At 63.3% G+C, this 20027-nt stretch carries 14 protein-coding genes and 1 pseudogene; 5 read left to right on the top strand and 10 right to left on the bottom strand.

The window, feature by feature from the left end; translation table 11 throughout:
- Positions 1-45: 45 nt before the first annotated feature.
- Positions 46-1833, bottom strand: a complete 1788-nt coding sequence (locus tag OXH74_RS06165) for an SLC13 family permease (RefSeq protein ID WP_375740494.1) — start codon at positions 1831-1833, stop codon at positions 46-48.
- Between the two features lie 236 nt (positions 1834-2069).
- On the opposite strand from OXH74_RS06165, the gene OXH74_RS06160 reads away from it, so the two are divergent.
- Positions 2070-2762: an aspartate/glutamate racemase family protein gene (locus OXH74_RS06160; RefSeq protein ID WP_375740493.1), complete on the top strand. Its 693-nt coding sequence runs from the start codon at positions 2070-2072 to the stop codon at positions 2760-2762.
- 85 nt (positions 2763-2847) lie between these two features.
- Here OXH74_RS06160 and selO read toward each other — a convergent pair whose 3' ends face one another.
- From selO to OXH74_RS06135, 5 genes are all read right to left on the bottom strand, one after another.
- Positions 2848-4308, bottom strand: coding sequence for a protein adenylyltransferase SelO (selO, locus tag OXH74_RS06155; protein ID WP_375740492.1), 1461 nt, complete (start codon positions 4306-4308; stop codon positions 2848-2850).
- Positions 4309-4361: 53 nt separating this feature from the next.
- Positions 4362-7691: a mechanosensitive channel MscK gene (mscK, locus tag OXH74_RS06150; protein WP_375740491.1), complete on the bottom strand. Its 3330-nt coding sequence runs from the start codon at positions 7689-7691 to the stop codon at positions 4362-4364.
- 177 nt (positions 7692-7868) lie between these two features.
- Complete coding sequence (locus OXH74_RS06145; RefSeq protein WP_375740490.1) at positions 7869-9611, bottom strand: potassium/proton antiporter; 1743 nt, start codon at positions 9609-9611, stop codon at positions 7869-7871.
- A gap of 224 nt (positions 9612-9835) precedes the next feature.
- Positions 9836-10741, bottom strand: a complete 906-nt coding sequence (gene rimK, locus OXH74_RS06140) for a 30S ribosomal protein S6--L-glutamate ligase (protein WP_215371711.1) — start codon at positions 10739-10741, stop codon at positions 9836-9838.
- A complete protein-coding gene (locus OXH74_RS06135; protein WP_349814429.1) occupies positions 10738-11175 on the bottom strand; it encodes an ATP-dependent zinc protease in 438 nt (145 codons plus the stop codon). Before OXH74_RS06135 ends, rimK begins: the two co-directional genes overlap by 4 nt.
- 118 nt (positions 11176-11293) lie before the next feature.
- Here OXH74_RS06135 and OXH74_RS06130 point away from each other — a divergent pair, with 118 nt between their 5' ends.
- Positions 11294-11692 carry an RNA-binding S4 domain-containing protein gene (locus OXH74_RS06130; protein ID WP_215371706.1) on the top strand — a complete coding sequence of 133 codons (399 nt, stop codon included), beginning with the start codon at positions 11294-11296 and terminating at the stop codon, positions 11690-11692.
- A gap of 30 nt (positions 11693-11722) precedes the next feature.
- Here OXH74_RS06130 and OXH74_RS06125 read toward each other — a convergent pair whose 3' ends face one another.
- The 4 genes and pseudogenes from OXH74_RS06125 to OXH74_RS06110 all read right to left on the bottom strand — a co-directional run bounded on the left by OXH74_RS06125 (position 11723) and on the right by OXH74_RS06110 (position 14916).
- The gene (locus tag OXH74_RS06125; RefSeq protein ID WP_375741571.1) at positions 11723-12256 is read right to left on the bottom strand and encodes a DUF6396 domain-containing protein; all 534 of its coding nucleotides are present in this window, start codon (positions 12254-12256) and stop codon (positions 11723-11725) included.
- A gap of 108 nt (positions 12257-12364) precedes the next feature.
- The gene (locus OXH74_RS06120) at positions 12365-12487 is read right to left on the bottom strand and encodes a hypothetical protein (RefSeq protein ID WP_375740489.1); all 123 of its coding nucleotides are present in this window, start codon (positions 12485-12487) and stop codon (positions 12365-12367) included.
- 29 nt (positions 12488-12516) lie between these two features.
- Positions 12517-13567, bottom strand: a pseudogene (locus tag OXH74_RS06115) (NAD-dependent epimerase/dehydratase family protein).
- A complete protein-coding gene (locus tag OXH74_RS06110) occupies positions 13564-14916 on the bottom strand; it encodes a UDP-glucose dehydrogenase family protein (RefSeq protein WP_375740488.1) in 1353 nt (450 codons plus the stop codon). The pseudogene OXH74_RS06115 and the gene OXH74_RS06110 overlap by 4 nt, the downstream one beginning before the upstream one ends.
- Positions 14917-15269: 353 nt before the next feature.
- Between OXH74_RS06110 and hslO the strand changes: the two genes are divergently transcribed.
- The 3 genes from hslO to OXH74_RS06095 all read left to right on the top strand — a co-directional run bounded on the left by hslO (position 15270) and on the right by OXH74_RS06095 (position 20004).
- A complete protein-coding gene (gene hslO / locus OXH74_RS06105; RefSeq protein ID WP_215371687.1) occupies positions 15270-16163 on the top strand; it encodes an Hsp33 family molecular chaperone HslO in 894 nt (297 codons plus the stop codon).
- Between the two features lie 194 nt (positions 16164-16357).
- The gene (locus tag OXH74_RS06100) at positions 16358-17902 is read left to right on the top strand and encodes a phosphoenolpyruvate carboxykinase (RefSeq protein ID WP_215371685.1); all 1545 of its coding nucleotides are present in this window, start codon (positions 16358-16360) and stop codon (positions 17900-17902) included.
- A gap of 158 nt (positions 17903-18060) precedes the next feature.
- Complete coding sequence (locus tag OXH74_RS06095) at positions 18061-20004, top strand: ATP-dependent DNA helicase RecQ (RefSeq protein WP_375740487.1); 1944 nt, start codon at positions 18061-18063, stop codon at positions 20002-20004.
- Positions 20005-20027 lie beyond the last annotated feature (23 nt).

Genomic DNA, 20027 nt, shown 5'->3' with positions numbered 1-20027 from the left:
GAGGTGAGTGGGGAGATTCTGGAGCCGTCCCAACGAAATTCAAGGCTATTGAAGCGGCCAAATGCGGGGAATCACCAGCATGGCGACCACCACCATGAGGATATTGAGCGGAATGCCGATGCGCATGAAGTCACTGAAGCGGTAGCCGCCGGCGTTGTAGACGAAGGTGTTGGTCTGGTAGCCGATTGGGGTGGCGAAGCTGACGCTGGCGGCGAACATCACGGCGACCACGAAGGGGCGTGGGTCGAGGCCCAGGCTCTGGGCGATGCCGATGGCAATCGGGGTGACCAGCACCGCCACGGCGTTGTTGGAGAGGATCTCGGTCAGGATGGTGGTCAGCAGATAGACGAAGCCGAGCATCACCAGCGGGCTGGCATTGGGGATGGCGGCCATGGTCTTGGCCACGACCAGGTCGATCAGGCCGACGTTGTCCATCGCGATGCTGATGGCGAGCATGCCGAAGATCAGGCTGAGGACCTTCCAGTCGACTGCCTTGTAGGCGTCGTCCACATCCAGGCAGCGAGTGGCCAGGACGGTGGCGCAGGCGATGATCGCCAGGCCCTCGATGGGCATGAAGCTGAACGCCGACAGCACCACCACGGCCAAGGTGGCGAGGATGGCGATGGGTGCCTTGTCGCGGCGGTAGGCGCGTTCCTGCACGGCATTGAGGCTGATCAGGTCGCCATTGTCGGCAAAACGCTTGATCTGCGCCGGGGTGCCCTCTACCAGCATGACGTCGCCGAACTGCAGCTGGAAGTCGTCCAGGTTGCCTTGTACGTTCTCGTCCTGGCGGTGCACGGCGAGCACGGCGATGCCATAGCGCGCGGTGAGGTCGAGGTCGCGCATGGGGCGGTTGCTGTAGCGCGAACTGCGGCCGACGATGGCCTCGGCAACGATCACGTCGTGGCTGCTGACGGTCTCGAAGGCCTCGCCACGGTTGAAGGTCAGCTTGTTGCTCTCGCGCAGGTCCACCACGTCCTTGACCTGGCCATGCAGCACCAGCAGGTCACCGGCGGCCAAAGCGGTGTCGTGAGCGGGCTCGGTGATCTCCAACTCGTCGCGGAAGATCTTCAGCACCTTCAGGCCGCTGCCGCCGTTGAGGTTGGCTTCACTGATGGTGCGGCCAATCACCGGGGAGTCGTGAGGCACCAGCAGTTCGCTCATGAAGGTGCGACCGAGGTCTGGGCGCAGCTGCTTGGAGAGGGTCTCGCGATCCGGCAGAAGGCGCCAGCTGAAGAGCATCAGGTAGATGAAGCCGACAGCGCAGAAGGCCAGCGCTGCGGGAGTGATCTCGAACATGCCGAAGGGCTCGAGGCCTGCCTTGCGCGCCACGCCGTCCACCAGGATGTTGGTCGATGTGCCGATCATGGTCAGCATGCCGCCGAGGACGGTGGCGTAGGACAGCGGGATCAGCAGCTTGGAGGGCGAGCTGCTGGCGCGCTTGGCCAGGGCGATGGCGACCGGGGTGAGGATCGCCACCACCGGGGTGTTGTTGAGGAAGGCGGAAACCACCAGCGCGGTGATCATCAGTCCGGCGAGGACACGTGTCGGGCTGTCACCGACCAGATCACCGAGCCAGTTGCCCAGGGCGTCGATGCAACCAGTACGTTCCAAGGCCGCAGACAGCACGAACATGCAGGCGATGGTGACCGGAGCCGAGTTGGAAAGCACACCGAGCACGTCGTGGGGCGTCAGTTGCTGGGCGGCGAGCAGAGTGGCGACGGCGATGGCCACTACCACGTCCGGGCTCCACTTTTCACGGACGAACGCGTAGAGCACCCAGACCAACAGGGCGGACACGAAGTAGAGCGGGAAAGCATCCCAGGACGGCATGGGGTTCCTTTGAGGCGTGCGAATCTCGTGTGAGGTATCGGGCGCGCCTGTTCGGCACCCGCGCAAGGCCGCCAATTTAGTGGGGTTTTTTTAGAGAGTCTAAGACAATTTCAATAGGTTTATATGCCATTTGGTTATTGATGGCGGCTGTGCAGCTGCCTTGGCGGGAAACTGTATCCCTGGCTGCGCCTGGGCCTGGGGTAGGCTGCCATTTTTACCGCGAGAGGTGATTCGTGATGCGGACCCTGGGCGTGCTGGGCGGAATGAGCTGGGAGTCGACTGTGACCTATTACCGGTCGCTCAACCAGGGCGTACGGGAGCGACTGGGTGGATTGCATTCGGCACCGCTACTGATTCATTCGGTGGATTTTGCCGAGATCGCCGCGCAGCAGCAGTCCGGAGACTGGGCAGCAGCGGGCCGTTCGTTGGGGCAGGCGGCGCGAGGTCTCGAAGTGGCCGGAGCGGGGGCCCTGCTGCTGGCGACCAACACCATGCACAAGGTGGCTGCGGCGATCGAAGCGGTCGTCGACATTCCGCTCCTGCACATTGGCGATGCCGTCGGCGAGACCCTGCGGCAGCAGGGCGTCGAGCGTGCCGCCCTGCTCGGGACGCGCTTCACCATGCAGGAGGCCTTCTACCGCGAGCGCCTGGAACGGCGCTTCGGCATCGAGGTGCTGGTACCGGAGCCCGCTGCGGCACAGGAGATCGACCGGGTGATCTTCCAGGAGCTGTGCCAGGGTCGGTTCCTGTCTGCCGCGCGGGAATTCTACTTGGCCGAGTTGGAGAAGTTCAGGGCTAGCGGTGCCCAGGCAGCCATCCTCGGCTGTACCGAGATCGGTCTGTTGCTGGAGGGCTGCGAGTCGCCGCTGCCGCTGGTAGATAGCGCCGAGCGGCACGTGGCGATGGGGCTGGAGTGGGTGTTGGGATAGGCGGTACCGTAGGAGCGAGCTTGCTTGCGAACGGGTGTTCATTCGCGAGCAAGCTCGCTCCTGCAGTGATGCTCGCGTCAGCGACTCAGGACGAGCAGCTGATCTCCAGGTGTTTGCCCCATTCCGGAGGGCGTTCGGCGTAGCGTTCCATGCCCGGTTGTTCATCGAAGGGATGCGAGAGCACGGCGTGCAGCTGGCGCACTTCGCTATAGTCGCCCTGCTGGGCGGCCTCGATGGCGTGTTGGGCAAGGTAGTTGCGCAGGATGTATTTCGGGTTTACGGCATGCATGCGCTCGCGGCGCGCCTCCTGCGTGCCGCCATCCCGAACCACCCTGGCCTGGTAGTCGGTCGCCCAGGCGTCGAAACCGGCCAGGTCGACGAAGTCCTCGCGAAGCCGGCTCAATGCCTGCTCCGGTGTCTCCTCGCCCAGCCGGCGGAAGAACTGGCTGTAGTCCACTGCACTGCCTTGCATCAGTTGCAGCAGGCGCTGGACCATGGCCTCGTCCTCCGGTTCGGCGCAGGTGAAGCCGAGCCTGCGGCGCATCAGATCCAGGTAATGGGCCTGGTAGAGCGGAAGGAAGAGGTTGAGGGCTTCGCGCAGGGCTTCCACCTCGACGAACGGCGTCAGCGCCTGGGCCAGAGCCGCGAGATTCCAATGGGCGATGGGCACCTGGTTGCTGAAGGCGTAACGACCGCTGTCGTCGGAGTGATTGCAGATGTGGTTGGCATCGAAGTCGTCGAGGAAGGCGTAGGGGCCGTAGTCGAAGGTGATGCCCAGGATCGACATGTTGTCGGTGTTCATCACGCCGTGGCAGAAGCCGTAGGCTTGCCAGCGGGCAATGAGTTCGGCGTTGCGCTCCACCACGTCACGGAAGAATGCAGCCCAGGGCTGTTCCTGTTCGAGGCAGTGGGGGAAGTGGCACTCCAGGACGTGCCGGCCGAGTTCCTCCAGGCGGTCATGCTGGCGTGTGTAGTAGAAGTATTCGAAGTGGCCGAAGCGCACATGGCTGCTGGCCAGGCGCAGCAGCATGGCGCCGGTTTCGCGAGTCTCCCGGTAGACCGGCGTGCTGGATGCGGTCACGCACAGGGCACGGCTGGTCGGGATGCCCAGCGCGTCCAGGTGCTCACTGGCGAGGAATTCGCGGATAGAGCTGCGCAGCACCGCCCGGCCGTCGCCCATTCGCGAGTAAGGGGTCTGGCCGGCGCCTTTGAGGTGCAGGTCCCAGTGCTCGCCGGCATCATTCAGCACCTCCCCCAGCAGCAGGCCACGGCCATCACCTAGGCGGGGGTTGTACACGCCGAACTGGTGTCCGGAATAGACCATTGCCCGCGGCTCGGCCTCGGACCAGAGCTTGTGCCCGGAGAACAACTCGGCGAACACTTCGCTCTCGGCTTCGCCCGGGTCCAGGTCGAGCAGGGCCATGGCAGCGGGACTCGCCACCACCAGGCGCGGCTCGGCAATGGGCTCGGGCAGCACCTCGGTGGAGAAGGCATCGCCCAAGCGGGCAAAGCGGTTGTCGAACTTCAGCTCGTCGAGTTTTTTCATGGACTCAGCTTGTCATGCCGCCGCTGCGGCTGGAAGGGCGGGAGACATGCGGTTCACCTTGCCTCCGGCTCCCGCGCTTGCTTCTCCTTGGCCGGCGCTTCTACAGTTTCGGCTTCGGGCTTGCTGCACTTTTCGGCATTGCGGCTGAGGATGACGTCCATCTTCGGCACGGTAGAGACGTTGATGTCGTTCTCCTGGAACAGCTGGTCGATGCGCCGGTTCAGCTCGTCGGTCGCCAGGCCGCGGTCGCCCAGCTCACGTACGTAGACCTTCAGTTCGTGCTCCAGGGTGCTGGCGCCATAGGTTTTCAACTGCACGCTGGGTGGCGGGTCGCGCAGCACCCGCGTGTTCTCCTGGGTGGCCTGCAACAGCAGCTTGCGCACAAGCTCCAGGTCGGCGCCGCGGTTGACGTTGTACACCAGGACGATGCGGGTGACGGTGTCGGTCAGGGTCCAGTTGATCAGCTGGCTGGTGAGGAAGGTCTGGTTGGGAACTATCACTTCCTTGCGGTCACTGTCGGTGATGTGCGTGGCGCGGATGCGGATGCGGTTCACGGTGCCGGTGACCGTGCCTATGGTCACCAGGTCGCCGATGCGCACCGGACGCTCGAACAGCAGGATCAGGCCGGAAATGAAGTTGGCGAAGATCGCCTGCATACCGAAACCGATACCTACGGAAAGGGCTGCAACCAGCCATTGCAGCTTGTCCCAGCTGACTCCAAGGGTGGACAGCGCACTGACGAAGCCAACGCCGGCGATGGCATAGGAAAGCAGGGTAGTGGTGGCGTAGGAGCTGCCCTGGGCCAGGGTCAACCGCGATAGCACCAGCACCTCCAGCAGGCCCGGCAGGTTGCGTGCCAGGACGGTGGTGATGGCCGCGATGATCAGCGCCCCGAGCACGTCGAGCAGGCTGATGGGCACCTGGGTGGCGGCATCGCCTGTGCCGCTGGAGTACTGGTACAGGGTGACCTGGTCGAGGTAGGCGAAGACGCTGATCAGGTCAGCCCAGACCATATACATGGCGGCAAGGAAGATGCCGAGCAAGGCGAGGCGGATCAGTCGCAGCGATTGATCGTTGACCTTCTCGATATCGAGGGTTGGTTCCTCCACCACCACTTCTTCGCCCTCGGCATTCTCCTTGGTCTGCGCCTGTCGCTTGGTAAGCGCGCGCTGGTACGCCAGGCGCCGCGCCGCCACACCCAGGCCGCGGACGAAGGCAGCTTCGACCAGCAGGAACAGGATCAGCAGGTAGAGGGTGTTGATCAGCCGGTCGGTGAGCTTGAGCGAGGTGTAGTAGTAGCCGAAGCCCACTGCGACTATGAAGGCCAGCGGCAGCAGGGTGAAGCCGACGCCGATCAGCAGGCGGAAAGGCGAGGTCTGCTGGCGCATGGGCTCAGCCAGCAGCAGGTTACTGAGCACCAGGGTCATCAGGGCATAGCAGCTGAGCACGACGATGATGCCGATGATGTCGTCGGCCAGGGCTGCGGGCTGATGTTCGGCTACGGTGACGATGGCCACCAGGGCCATGACCACGCCGCCGAGGCGGCGGATCTGGCTGCGCAGGAAGGCCACCTGCGGGCGGTCCCAGCGGAAGTGCAGTTCGGCGATGCCGCCGGGGGTGAGTATGCGGTAGAGGGTGTAGAACACCATCCAGGCCTGGGCCATTTCCATTAGCGCGGCGCCGAGGGTGGCGTTCTGGCCGCGGGCGTCTATCTGCAAGGCGAAGCCGCCGAGCGCGAGGAACAGGCTCACCGGCAGCGCCAGCAGCACGGTGAGGAAGAGCGCCAGCGGGGTGTGCAGCTGGCTGTCGCGCTTGAAGTGGCCGACGTCCTGGTTGAGCTCCTTGAGGCGGTCGTGGAGGTAGCGGCGTTTCCACAGCAGGGCGCCGATCACCAGCAGCAGCGGCAGGAACAGCCAGGGGCGGTTCACCAGGCCCTGGCCAAGCTCGCGCACGCCCGATCCCCAGGGCATTTCGATCAACTGGCGCTCCAGCAGCTGCGGGGCGGATTTCAGCCAGTTCAGGTCCAGCGGCTTGTTGCTGGGAATCCAGAACATCTGCTCGTCGAGGGTATTGCGCAGGGTCTTTGAGGTTTCCTGCAGTTGCTTCTGGTTGAGCTGCAGGGTGATGGATTCGTTGAGCAGGGTGTTCAGCTCGCGACTCAGACGATCGAGCAGCTCGCTGCGCGTGGTGACCAGATCCATGAGGGTCGTGCGCAGCTCCGGAGTCACCTGCTCCGGCGGTTGCTCAGCCAGCAGGTTGTCGACATAGCCCTGGGGATTGCTCAACTGGTCGCGCTGCTGGTTCAGTTCGAACTGATAGAGGCGGATGTCAGCGATCTCGTCGGACAGATTGCTGTCCAGCTTCAATTGGGGCAGGGCCTGTTTCTGCTGGTAGAGGATCTTAGCCAGCAGCAGGCTGCCCTTGAGCACGCTGATCTGCTCTTCCAGAGCCTGGTCAGCCTGGCTGAGGTTGTCCAGCTGCTGTCGGGTCTGCAGGTTCTGCTGGGTCAGTTCATTGAGGCGGTCGGTGGAGCGCAGCAGGTAATTGGACATCTTCATGTTGATGGCGCTCTCCTTCGCCACCAGGCTGTCCGGCGTGGCCCCGCCGGCTTCGCGGGAGAGCTCCGCCACCGTCTGCTCCGAGCTTTCCCGACGCATCTCGTTGATCAGCGACTGCAGGTCCAGGGTTTCCTGTTCCAGGCGGCGAATGCGTTCCATCAGCAGGTCGCGGCGGCTGTTGCCGAGGTCCTGCAGCAGGCTGTTGCCAGCCAGCTCCTCGCTGCGCAGCTCGGTCTGGGCGGCCAGGGAGACCTGCTCGGCGTTGAGCAGGGCGCGCTGTTCTTCGCTGATGGCCTTGCCGGCGTCCTTGCTGGTCTTGAGGATGCTGTTTATCTGCTGGATGCGCGTCTGGTTGGTGCTGATCTCAGCCTGGGCCCGTTCAGGGCGGGTCTGCGAAGTGATGATCAGGCTATTGGCGTCGGCAAGGGCCTTCTGTAGGTTGGCCAGCTCGTTGCTGCGCTGGTCCAGCAGTTGTTCCAGTTGCGTCAGCTCGGACTTGGCGTAGCGCTCCTTCACCGCCGTCGGCTGGCTGCCCTTGAGCCGCGTCAGTTCGCGCTGGGCTTCGCCGATCAGCTTCGGCGCCTCGTTCAACTGACGCTTGAGGGCGGTGAGCGCTTGCTGGCTTTCCTCCTGGCTGGCGAGGAAAGCCTTGGTCTGTTCCTCGACCGATGGCTTGGCCGGGGCTTCACTCTCGGCGGCCTTGTCGGCGGCGGGCGCGGTGGCCGGCTTGGGGACACCGACCGCAGGCGCGGCATGCAGGTAGGCGGGAGACAGGCACAGGCCCAGCAGGGTGGCAGCGAAAAAGGTGCGCAAGGAAGCAATCATCGCGATCGGGCAGCTCGGGTTCAAATGTGGCTAATGATATGCCAGGGAGGCCGTTACGGGGCTGCCCGGCATGAGCGGTTGTGATCTCGGTTCGCGCAAGGGCGAGCCTATGCGTTCCATGGCGGTGGCCTGCAGGTTCCGGGATGACCCGGAGAGGGCCGTCCCAGACGCTTTTCCCTAGAGGAAAAGCCCCGGCCGGCCATGACCTTCGGGGAATTTGACGCCGACCTTGCGCACCTTGTTCCCTTCCATCAGAGCAACGGTCCAGGTCAGGCCGTTCCATTCGACCTGGTCACCGACCACCGGCTCGCCACCAATCTCATGGGCAATGAAGCGACCAAGGGCCTGGCTGCCATCCAGGTCGCCCAGCTTGAGACCGTAGAGCGAGGCAACGGCGGACAGCTGGGCATCGCCTTCGAGCACGAAGTCGCCGAAGAAGCGCAGATCCAGGCCGCGCTGCGGTGCCTGGCTGAACAGTTTTCCAAGGGCTGGCAGGTCGTGCTCATGGCCGACCACGCAGAGAATGTCGCCCGCCTCCAATGTGGTACTACCCGACGGGTGGAGCAGTTCCCGGCCACGGAACAACGCAGCGATGCGGGTACCTTCAGGCATCTTCAGTTCACGCAGCGCCGCGCCGATGCACCATTTTTCTGCGCCGAGACGATAGACGAACAGTTCCCACTCGCTGGTCGGGTGAACCTCCAGGCCGGCCCGGGAAATCGGCACCGGCTCCGGCGGCACCGTGACCCGCAACCACTTCGCGGCCCACGGCAGGCTGGTGCCTTGCAGCAGTAGCGACACCAGAACAATGAAGAAGGCGACGTTGAAGAACAGCTGGGCGTTGGGCAGCCCGGCCATCAGCGGGAACACCGCCAGGATGATTGGCACCGCGCCGCGCAGGCCAACCCAGGCGATGAAGGCTTTCTCGCGGTCATGGAAAGCACGGAACGGCAGCAGCCCGATGAAAACCGACAGTGGACGGGCGAACAGGATCATCCACAGGGCGAGGCCCAGCGCTGGCAGGATGATCGGCAGCAGCTCATGGGGCGTTACCAGCAGGCCGAGGACCAGGAACATGCCGATCTGCGCCAGCCAGGTCAGACCGTCGAGCATATGCAGGATGCCGTGGCGTGAGCGAATAGGGCGATTGCCGAGGAACAGGCCGAACAGATAGACGGCCAGGATTCCGCTGCCACCCACGGCGTTGGTGATGGCGAAGGCCATCAGGCCGCCCGCGACCACCAGCAACGGATAGAGCCCGTTCGCGAGGGTCAGGCGGTTGATCAGCTGCAGCATCAACCATCCGCCGCCGAAGCCGAGCAGGGTGCCCAGGCCGAACTGCTCGATGAGATGAACGACGAAGCCCCAGCTGAAGCCACTCTGGCCCTGGATGAGCATGTCAATCAGGGTCACGGTGAGGAACACCGCCATCGGGTCGTTGCTGCCCGATTCGATTTCCAGGGTCGCGCTGACCCGCTCATTGAGACCACGTCCGCCGAGCAGGCTGAAGACGGCGGCAGCGTCGGTGGAGCCAACGATCGCGCCGATCAGCAGGCCTTCCATCGTGCTCAGCCCGAATAGCCAGGCCGCTGCCACGCCGGTCAATCCGGCCGTGATGAGCACGCCCACGGTCGCCATCGACAGCGAGGGCCAGAGTGCTACGCGGAAAGTCGCGGCGCGGGTTCGCAGGCCGCCATCGAGGAGGATGATGGCCAGTGCCAGGTTGCCGACCAGATACGCCTGGGAATAGTTGTTGAAGACGATGCCGCCAGGGCCGTCGCTGCCAGCGAGCATGCCGACTGCCAGGAACACGACCAGGATGGGGATGCCAAAGCGCGATCCGAAGGCGCTGACGAGGATGCTCATGCCTACCAGCGCCGCGCCGATCAGGAACAGGCTATTGATGGTGGTGGCATCCACGTGGGGCGGCTCCTTGCAATCGGGGTATCACGACGACATGCAGGGGCGCATGCCGGGGAATTCTAACCTGCCGCCTGAGGCGGACTACAAGATTTGAAGCAGATTTCTTGCCAGAGACAGGACGCCATCTGACGTGTCGACAGGTCTTGGGGTTCCGAGATCGACTTGCATGGGGACGGGTGGTTGTTTGCCCGCACCTGCACCCGCTCCCATCGGGAGAGGGCTCAGCCCTTCCCCTTGGTTCGCGTCGAGTTCGGAATGGCGTTCTTCTCCAGGTACTGGATGATGATGTTCGCCACGTCCTGGCCTGTGGTGGTCTCGATGCCCTCCAGGCCCGGCGAGGAGTTCACCTCCATCACCAGCGGGCCATGATTGGAGCGCAGGATATCCACGCCCGCCACACTCAGGCCCATGACCCTGGCCGCGCGGATTGCGGTCATGCGCTCTTCCGGGGTGATCTTGATCAGGCTGGCAGTGCCGCCACGGTGCAGGTTGGAGCGAAACTCGCCCGGCTTGGCCTGGCGCTTCATCGCCGCGATCACCTTGTCGCCCACTACGAAGCAGCGGATATCTGCGCCGCCAGCCTCGCGGATGTACTCCTGGACCATAATGTTCTGTTTAAGGCCCATGAAGGCCTCGATCACCGACTCGGCTGCTTTCTCGGTTTCGCAGAGCACCACGCCGATGCCCTGGGTGCCTTCCAGCACCTTGATCACCAGCGGAGCGCCGTTGACCATGCGGATCAGGTCGGGGATGTCGTCCGGGGAGTGGGCGAAGCCGGTCACCGGTAGACCGATACCTTTGCGTGAGAGCAGTTGCAGGGAGCGCAACTTGTCCCGTGAGCGGGTAATGGCCACCGATTCATTGAGGGGGAACACCCCCATCATCTCGAACTGGCGCAGAACGGCGCAGCCATAAAAAGTCACCGATGCGCCGATACGCGGAATCACCGCATCGAAGCCTTCCAGCGCGCGACCCCGGTAGTGGATCTGCGGCTTGTGGCTGGCAATGTTCATGTAGGCGCGCAGGGTGTCGATCACCACCATTTCATGGCCGCGCTCCTGACCGGCCTCTACTAGGCGGCGGGTCGAATACAGGCGCGGGTTGCGCGATAACACAGCGATTTTCATTGGGCACCCGGAAGGGAAAGGGTCGGCTTGTCTTGGACGTAGGTGAGGGCCGGGTTGACCACCAACTGCGCCTGCACCAGGGCCTTGGAGCCCAGCAGTACGCGGTAGCGCATGGTCTTGCGGCAGGCCAGGGTGAACTCGATCGGCCAGACCCGGTCGCCCAGTGCGACTTGGGTGCGGATCACATAGCGGGTCTGGGCCTGGCCGTTGGAACTCCTGATGGTCTTTACCGAAACGACCTGCGCTTCACAGCGATGGCGCCGTTGCACCAGGGTGCCGAGGTGCGCAGTGAACCGCACCCAGCGCTCGCCGTCGCGCTCGAATGGGACTATGTCGCTGGCATGCAGCGTCGAGGTACTGGCGCCGGTATCGATCTTCGCGCGCAGGCCGACCATGCCCAGTTGGGGCAGGGCGATCCACTCACGAAGGCCGATCACGGAGAGTTTGTCGAAAGTCTTCAAGGCAGGCTTTCCGGTAAAGTTGTCGCATTCTAGTTGGCCTGTGTGACAACTGCATCCGGCCAGGATTGATCTTGCCAGGACGAACGAACCTATGAGTGCAAAAGACCACAAAGACGACGACAAGGTGCGCCTGGACAAGTGGCTATGGGCGGCGCGCTTCTACAAGACCCGCGCGTTGGCCAAGGAGGCCATCGAGGGCGGCAAGGTCCATCACCGCGGCGAGCGCTGCAAACCCTCGAAGGAACCCAGGGTCGGCGACGAATATGTGATTCGCACCGGCTTCGACGAGCGCACCGTTGTCGTGCGTGCTCTGTCAGTAGTGCGTCGCGGTGCGCCCGAGGCCCAGGCCTTGTACGAGGAAACCGCCGACAGCGTGGCGCGGCGCGAAGAGGCGGCGGCCCTGCGCAAGGCCGGCGCCCTGGGCGTGCAGACCGACGGTCGGCCGACCAAGAAGCAGCGTCGGCAGATCTTCCGCCTGCAGGACCGCTAGTCTGGTGGCCAACCCATCCCGGGCAGTGGGTCAGGCATCACCGAGCAGCCTCCATTGCACCTGTTCCTCGGTGAAGGTGGTCTTGTCCGGGAATGGCCAGCGGCGTGAATGGAAACGCTCGACCACCTGCACCGGCATGACCTCGCCTTGCTCGAAGCGGCGGATGACTTCGCGGGGCACTATCGTGCGCGTGTGCATCCAGGCGATCTGCCAGTAACCGCTGCGCGGACAGGCTTCGCCGCTGTAGCAGATTTCGGTGGGCACGGCCGTGATGAAGGCCGGCGAGCCGGGCATGGGGCGGCCGGTCTTCGGGTCGAGCAGCTTGGCCTTGGCCAGTTCCTCGATCAACGCCTCGCTGGGCTTGGGCGGTGGGATATTGGCCTCGTACTCTTCCTCCCACTTCAGCGTGCCGTCCCATGGCGGCAGCTTGGCCGGGGGCAGCGGCACGATTTCGTTGATCTCGGGGACCTTGGGTTGGGCGTAGGAATAGCCAGTGAGCATGTTGCCGATTTGCTCGTAGCGCGCGGCGCGTTCAAGGTCTTCCTGCTGGCCGAGGTAATCCAGACGATTGCCTGGCTCGGGGCCGCGAAATCCATGCTCTAGGAAGGATGCTGAGCTTTCGTCGCCTGCAGCGACCCCAAGCTACCTCAAGTGCCTCTTGATAGCGTTCTTTCACCGAAAGATATGGATCCAGAGGTACCGGTCGATCTTCTCGTGCAGCGCCGGGTCCAGACGCTTCTCGGTCCCTGTACCACGTCCTCGTTGTACCTCTTGCGATGAGGCTGGAGCACTCATGACGCGACTCCTCCCGCGTTCACTGACGATCAGTCCCAGGCCGCTTGCGCTCCCAGAGCTTCGGACCGTTCGTTCATGTAGTAGTGGCGGAACCAGGTCACGAAACGCGCAAGACCCTCTTCGAGGCTGACCTGGGGTTGGAAGCCGATGTCACGCTGCAACTCCGAGACATCGGCGAAGGTGTGGATCACATCGCCAGGTTGCAGCGGCAGCAGGACCCGCTGCGCCGGATGTCCGAGATAGCGCTCCAGCACGTCGATGTACTCGGCGAGGGCCACCGGGCGGTGGCTGCCGATGTTGTACAGGCGCCGCGGGGCCACTCTGGAGCCGGGTCGGGGCTGATCGCGGTCCCATGCCGCGTCGGGCTGCGGTGCGCGTGGCAGCAGGCGCACCAGGCTTTCGACGATATCGTCGATATAGGTGAAAGTCGCGGCGATGTTGGCCGTGGTTGGACAACTCGATCGGGCGGCCCCCGACGATGGCCTGGGCGAACCGGATCGGTGACATGTCCGGCCGGCCCCAGGGACCGTAGACCGTGAAAGAACGCAAGTCGGTGGCGGGAATGGCGAACAGGTGGCTTTAGCTGTGCGCCATCAGCTCATTGGCCTTCTTGGGGGCGGCATTGAGCGAAAGCGGATGGTCGACGTCATCGTCGACCGAACAGGGCATGTGCCGGTTGGCGCCATACACCGAACTGGACGAGGCGTAGAGCAGATGCCGGACGGAGTGGGCCCGGCACCCTTCGAGAATGTTGAGGAATCCGACGAGGTTGCTGTCCACGTAACTGCGCGGTTGATCCAGCGAATGGCGCACGCCGGCCTGGGCCGCCAGGTGCAGCACGGCTTCGGGCTGCTGGCGGGCGAACAGGGTGCTGACCGCAGCGGCGTCCTGGATGTCCAGGCGATGGAGCGGGAAGTCGCCGGCCTCGGCACGGAACCAGCGCATGCGGGCCTCCTTCAGGGCCGGGTCGTAATAGGTGCCGAAGTTGTCCAGGCCGACGACCTGATGGCCGTCGCACAGGAGACGGCGCACGCAGTGCGCACCGATGAAGCCGGCGGCGCCGGTGACCAGGACTTTCACGGCGCACCACCCAGCGGGGCGAGATGGGGCAGGCCGATGCCCACGTAGTCGAGGCCTGCCGCTGCCACCTGCTGAGGGCTGTAGAGATTTCGCCCATCAATGATCAGGCGATCCCGCAGCTTGCGCGCAAGCAGCTCGAAATCGACCACGCGGAAGGCTTTCCACTCGGTGCAGATCACCAGGGCGTCGGCATCTTGCACGGTGTCGTCGCGGGTGGCGCAGAGAACCAGGTCATCGCGATAGCCATAGAGGCGGCGGCATTCCGACATGGCATCAGGGTCGAATGCCCTGACGGTGGCGCCCTCCCGCCACAGGGCTTCCATCAGGTAGCGGCTGGGCGCTTCGCGCATGTCGTCGGTGTTGGGTTTGAAGGCCAGCCCCCACAGCGCGATGGACTTGCCGACCAGACCTGCGGCGTAATGTTTCTGTAGCTTGCGAAACAGCACCTGGCGCTGATCCTCGTTGACTTCCTGGACGATCTTCAGCAGTCGCATCGGGAAGCCATTGCTGCTGCCGGTGTGCAGCAGGGCGCGCAGGTCCTTGGGAAGGCACGAGCCGCCAAAGCCGCAGCCGGGGTAGATGAAGTGGTATCCGATACGTGGGTCCGAACCGATACCCTTGCGCACCGACTCGATGTCCGCACCCACTAGCTCGGCCAGGTTGGCCAGCTCGTTCATCAGGCTGATGCGAGTCGCCAGCATCGCGTTAGCAGCGTACTTGGTAAGCTCCGCGCTGCGGTTGTCCATGAAGATCAGCTTGTCGCGGCTGCGGCAGAAGGGGGCATACAATTCAGCGAGTTGCTCGCGGGCCTTCTCGTCTTCGGTGCCGACGATGATGCGGTCCGGGCGAATGCAGTCGTTCACCGCGCTGCCTTCCTTGAGGAACTCGGGGTTGGAAACCACCCGGATGGCCAGGTGTCCCTTGCCCTGCTGCTTCAGTTCCTCGCGCGCGGATTCCGTCACCTTGGCGGCAGTCCCGACCGGCACGGTCGATTTGATCACCAGGGTGCGGTCGTCCTGCATGTGCTGAGCGATCTCGCGGACCACGGCCAGGACATGACGCAGGTCGGCTGAACCATCCTCGTCAGGTGGGGTGCCGACAGTGATGAAGATCAATTGGCCGTGGATCACCGCATCGCTGGCCTGGGTGCTGAAGGACAGTCGTCCATCCCTCAGGTTGTCGTCGATCATGGCGGACAAGCCGGGCTCCTGGATCGCCGGGACAGCTTTCTGCAACTGCTCGATCTTGTGCTCATCGATGTCGATGCACAGAACCCGGTGACCGACATCGGCTAATGCAGCTGCTTGGATGAGACCGACGTATCCGGCCCCAAAGATGCTGACGTCCATGCTTTTGGGCCTCACAAAGAGTCAAACTACAAGCTTCAGATATAGGTGATCGGTGGCTGTTCCGACAGGCGGAAAAATGGTCCATGGCTATTAATGAGTGTGAAAGTGGCGCCAAGTTTTTCGTCTGAGCCCTTAAATTGCCTGGGATTTAGGGCGGTAGGCACAGAGAAAAAGTCGACAGAAAAACGTCGCTTTGAATCTGGTAGCTGGTAGGGTTCGGCGATTATTTGGCGCAACCTTGGAAGTGCCGTTCTTTGTCCTTAAAATTCCGCTACCAAGAGGGTCGTTGGACGGCCCTTCCACCCCGACAGCCTGGCCAATGCCAGTCCTGTTCCCTGCCGTGGCCTGCCGAAATGCGCGATCTCGATTTCACCCAACGCTTTCTCTTCGATGACACCGATGTACGAGGCGAAATGGTTTCCCTGGGCGACAGCTACGCCCACGTCCTGGCCAAGCACCCCTATCCGGAACCGGTTGCCCAACTGCTCGGTGAGATGCTCGCAGCGGCGTCCCTGCTGGTCGGGACCCTCAAGTTCGATGGTTTGCTGGTGCTGCAGGCGCGCTCCTCGGGCGCAGTGCCGTTGCTGATGGTCGAATGCTCCAGCAATCGTGAGGTGCGCGGTATCGCCCGCTACCATGCGAGCCAAGTGGAGGCGGGGGCCGGTATGCGCGAGCTGATGCCCGAAGGCGTGCTGACCCTGACTGTCGACCCCTCAGAGGGCAAGCGCTACCAAGGCATCGTCGCCCTCGAAGGTGCAACCCTGGCTGAGTGCCTTTCCGGCTATTTCGCCAACTCCGAGCAGTTGCCGACCCGCTTCTGGCTCTACGCCGACGGTCGCATGGCTCGTGGCTTGCTGCTCCAGGCCCTGCCGGCGGATCGCGTCAAGGACCCGGAAGCCCGCGCCGCCAACTGGCAGCACGTGACGACCTTGGCCGACACGCTCACCGCTGAGGAACTGCTTGGTCTGGACAACGAAACCGTGCTGCATCGCCTCTATCATGAAGAGACTGTGCGCCTGTTCGACTCGCAGCCGATCCATTTCAAATGCAGCTGCTCACGCCAGCGCTCCGCCAATGCGTTGGTCAGCCTCGGCCAGCACGACGCCGAGGCGCTGCTCGAGGAAAGTGGCGGCACCGTGGTGATCGACTGCCAGTTCTGCAACCAGCGCTACAGCTTCGACGCGGCGGACGTTGCCCAGCTTTTTGCCGGTGGCGGCAGCGAATCACCATCGCAAACACGCCACTGAATCAATGAAGCGTCCAAGGGGTCGCTGAATGACCAAGGTTCGATAATCGGTCAGGAATATGCCTGTCTGACAGGAGGTTTCTACCCATTACGGGCTTTTCTGGCATAATCGCGCGCACTTTTTTCGCGGTAGCGGGTCCCAGTACCCACTACAAAACGTTTGGAGGACTCGGCTTTTCGCCGACGGGGAACCACATGACGCAAGCCAATAACGCCGTGTACACCGATATCAGCGCCGCGCAACTGGTCGAAGAGGCCATTCGCCGTGGTGAAGGTGAGCTGGCCGCCAACGGTTCGTTGGTAGTGAAGACCGGCCACCGCACCGGTCGTTCTCCGGCAGACCGCTTCATCGTCCAGGAGCCGAGCACTGATGCCCACATTGCCTGGGGCAACATCAACCGCCCGTTCCCGGCGGACAAATTCGATGCACTTTGGACTCGCGTTGAAGCTTATCTGACCGAAAACGAGCGTTTCGTTTCGCATGTGCACGTTGGTGCTGATCCTGAACACTACCTGGCCGTCAAGATGACCACCGAGACTGCCTGGCACAACCTGTTCGGCCGTTGCCTGTTCATCAATCCTGAACAGTACAACCCGCAAGGCCGCCAGGAATGGCAGATCCTCAATGCACCGAACTTCGTGTGTGAGCCGGAGCGTGATGGCACCAACTCCGATGGCTGCGTGATCCTGAACTTCGCCGCCAGGAAGGTGCTGATCGCCGGCATGCGCTACGCCGGTGAAATGAAGAAAGCCATGTTCTCCGTGCAGAACTTCCTGCTGCCGGAAAAAGACGTGCTGCCGATGCATTGCGCTGCCAACGTCGGTGAAGATGGTGACACCACCCTGTTCTTCGGCCTGTCCGGTACCGGCAAGACCACCCTTTCGGCCGACCCGAGCCGCTACCTGATCGGCGACGATGAGCACGGCTGGGGTGTGGGCACTGTCTTCAACATCGAAGGCGGCTGCTACGCCAAGTGCATCGATCTGTCCGAGAAAAACGAGCCGGTCATCTGGAAAGCCATCCAGTTCGGCGCCGTTCTCGAGAACGTCGTGCTCAACCCGGAAACCCGCCTGCCCGACTACAGCGACGATAGCCTGACCCAGAACACTCGCGCCGCCTACCCGCTGGAACTGGTTGAGAAGCGCGTTGAGGCCAACCGTGCCGGCGAGCCGAACGCAGTGATCTTCCTCACCTGCGATCTGACTGGCGTGCTGCCTCCGGTTTCAATCCTGAACAATGAGCAGGCCGCTTACCACTTCCTGTCCGGCTACACCGCACTGGTCGGTTCCACCGAAATGGGTTCCGGCGGCGGCATCAAGTCCACGTTCTCCACCTGCTTCGGCGCGCCGTTCTTCCCGCGTCCGGCTGGCGAGTACGCTGAGCTGCTGATCAAGCGCATTCAGGGCTTCGGCTCCAAGGTGTACCTGGTCAACACCGGCTGGACTGGCGGTGGCTATGGTGTCGGCAAGCGCTTCAACATCCCCACCACTCGTGGCGTGATTGCGGCCATCCAGAGCGGCGCTCTGGTCGGCACCGAGACCGAGCACCTGGACATCATCAACCTGGACGTGCCGAAGGCCGTTCCGGGCGTCGACACCAACTTGCTAAACCCGCGCAACACCTGGGCTGACAAGGCTGCCTACGACGAAGCCGCCAAGGTCCTGGCCAAGCAGTTCGTCGAGAACTTCAAGAAGTTCGACGTTTCCGACGCTATCAAGAACGCTGGCCCGCAGCTCTAAGCCGCACCGCGTTGAAAGAAGCCGCCCTCGGGCGGCTTTCTTCTTTCCAGTGCCGGCTGGTTTTCGCCGCCGGGATCAGGACAGTCCTCCAGGCGCTCAGCACCACGCCTGATGTCGGCCTGGTCTATGGTCATGGCCCCGTCAACGGAGTGAACTTCATGCCCGCCACCAGCCTCGCCCGCGTCTTCGGTTACGACAGCTTCCGCCCCGGCCAGGAAGCCGCCATCGCATCGGTGCTGGCCGGCCGCTCGGCTGCCGCCATATTTCCCACAGGCTCTGGCAAGTCGTTGTGCTACCAATTGCCGGCCCTGCACTTGCCGCACTTGACCCTGGTGGTGTCGCCGCTGCTGGCGCTGATGCAGGACCAACTGGCCTTTCTCCATCGGCATGGCATCGCCGCCGCCAGCATCGATTCGGCGCAAAGTCGCGAAAAGGCCGCCGAAGTCATGGCCAGGGCGCGGTCCGGCGAGCTGAAGATCCTGATGATCTCCGTGGAGCGCCTGAAGAATGAACGCTTTCGCAGCTTCATCCAGCAAATACCGATATCCCTGCTGGTGGTGGACGAGGCGCATTGCATCTCCGAATGGGGCCACAACTTCCGTCCAGACTATCTCAAGTTGCCCGATTATCAGCGCCAGTTCGGTATTCCCCAGGTACTGCTGCTGACGGCCACTGCGACGCCTACGGTGATTGCCGACATGCAGTGCAAGTTCGCCATCGCCCACGCCGATGTGATTTCCACCGGCTTCTACCGTAGCAACCTCAACCTGCTGGTCGAACCGGTGGCCGGCGGCGACAAGTTGCATCGCCTGGTGGAGTGGTTGGCGCCGCGCGTGGGGCAGCCGACCATCGTCTACGTGACCCTGCAGAAGACCGCCGAACTGATCGCCGAGCGCTTGACCCAGCGCGGCATCGCCGCCAGCGCTTACCATGCCGGCATGCCCCATGAGGCGCGGGAAGCCCTGCAGCGTCGGTTCATGGCCGGCGGGGTCAACATCATGGTCGCCACCATCGCCTTCGGCATGGGCATCGACAAGCGCGATATCCGCCAGGTGGTGCATTACGACCTGCCCAAGTCGGTGGAAAACTACAGCCAGGAGATCGGTCGTGCCGGGCGCGACGGGTTGCCGTCGGACTGCCTGGTGCTGGCCAACCGCGACAGTCTCAACGTGCTGGAAAACTTCGTCTACGGTGATACGCCGGAGCTGTCGGGTATCCGTCTGGTACTGGAGGAGCTGCAGACCGCAGGGCTGCGTGGTGATCGCTGGGAGCTGATGCTCAATGCACTGTCCGAGCAGAGCAACATCCGCCAGCTACCGCTGAAGACGCTGCTGGTGCAGCTGGAGCTCCGGGGCATCATCGCGCCGCTGTTCGTCTATTTCGCCGATTACCGGTTCAAGTACCTGCTCGAGCCCGATGCGCTGGTCCGGCAGTTCGAGGGCGAACGTCGCCAGTTCGTCGAGGCCTTGGTGCAGACTTCTACCCGCGCACGCACTTGGTGCTCGGTGGATTTCGACAGCCTCTATCGTCAGCACAAGGCCGAACGCAGCCGCGTGGTAAAGGCCCTGGACTACTTTCAGGAACGTGGCTGGATCGAACTGGAAAGCAAGCAAATGACCGAGGTCTACGCCGTGCAGAGCCCCGGCTTCGACCTGGAGGCGCTGAGCGAGGATCTGCACCGCTACTTCCGCCAGCAGGAAAGCAGCGAGATCGCCCGCATTCACGCGATGCTGGAGCTGTTCGCCAGCGAGCGTTGCCTCAGCGCCAGGCTGGCCAACTATTTTGGTGATCGCGAGGTGCCGGAGCGCTGCGGCCACTGCTCAGTCTGCCGGGGCCAGGTGACCCGCCTGCCAGAGCCGCCGGCATTGCCGCCGCTGGAACAGCAGGACTTCCAGGCCCTGTGCGGATCCTTCATCCGTCGCCACGAAGAGCAGCGGGGCATGCCGTCCAGCGCCGAGTGCCTGACCCGCCTGCTCTGCGGCATCACCGCGCCGCTATTCACCCGGCTCAAGGCGCGCAGCCTGCCGGGCTTCGCAGCGTTGGAGGCGTATCCCTACGCCGCGGTGCGCGACTGGGTGGCGCGGCAGCTAGGCCGAGGCTGACCGGCTCATCCTGAATTTTCGAT

Origin of the sequence: Metapseudomonas boanensis (assembly GCF_042232855.1) — a bacterium.
Lineage (GTDB): Bacteria > Pseudomonadota > Gammaproteobacteria > Pseudomonadales > Pseudomonadaceae > Metapseudomonas > Metapseudomonas boanensis.
Note: the sequence above shows the minus strand (reverse complement) of the source record. Positions and strands in the feature narration are given on the sequence as shown.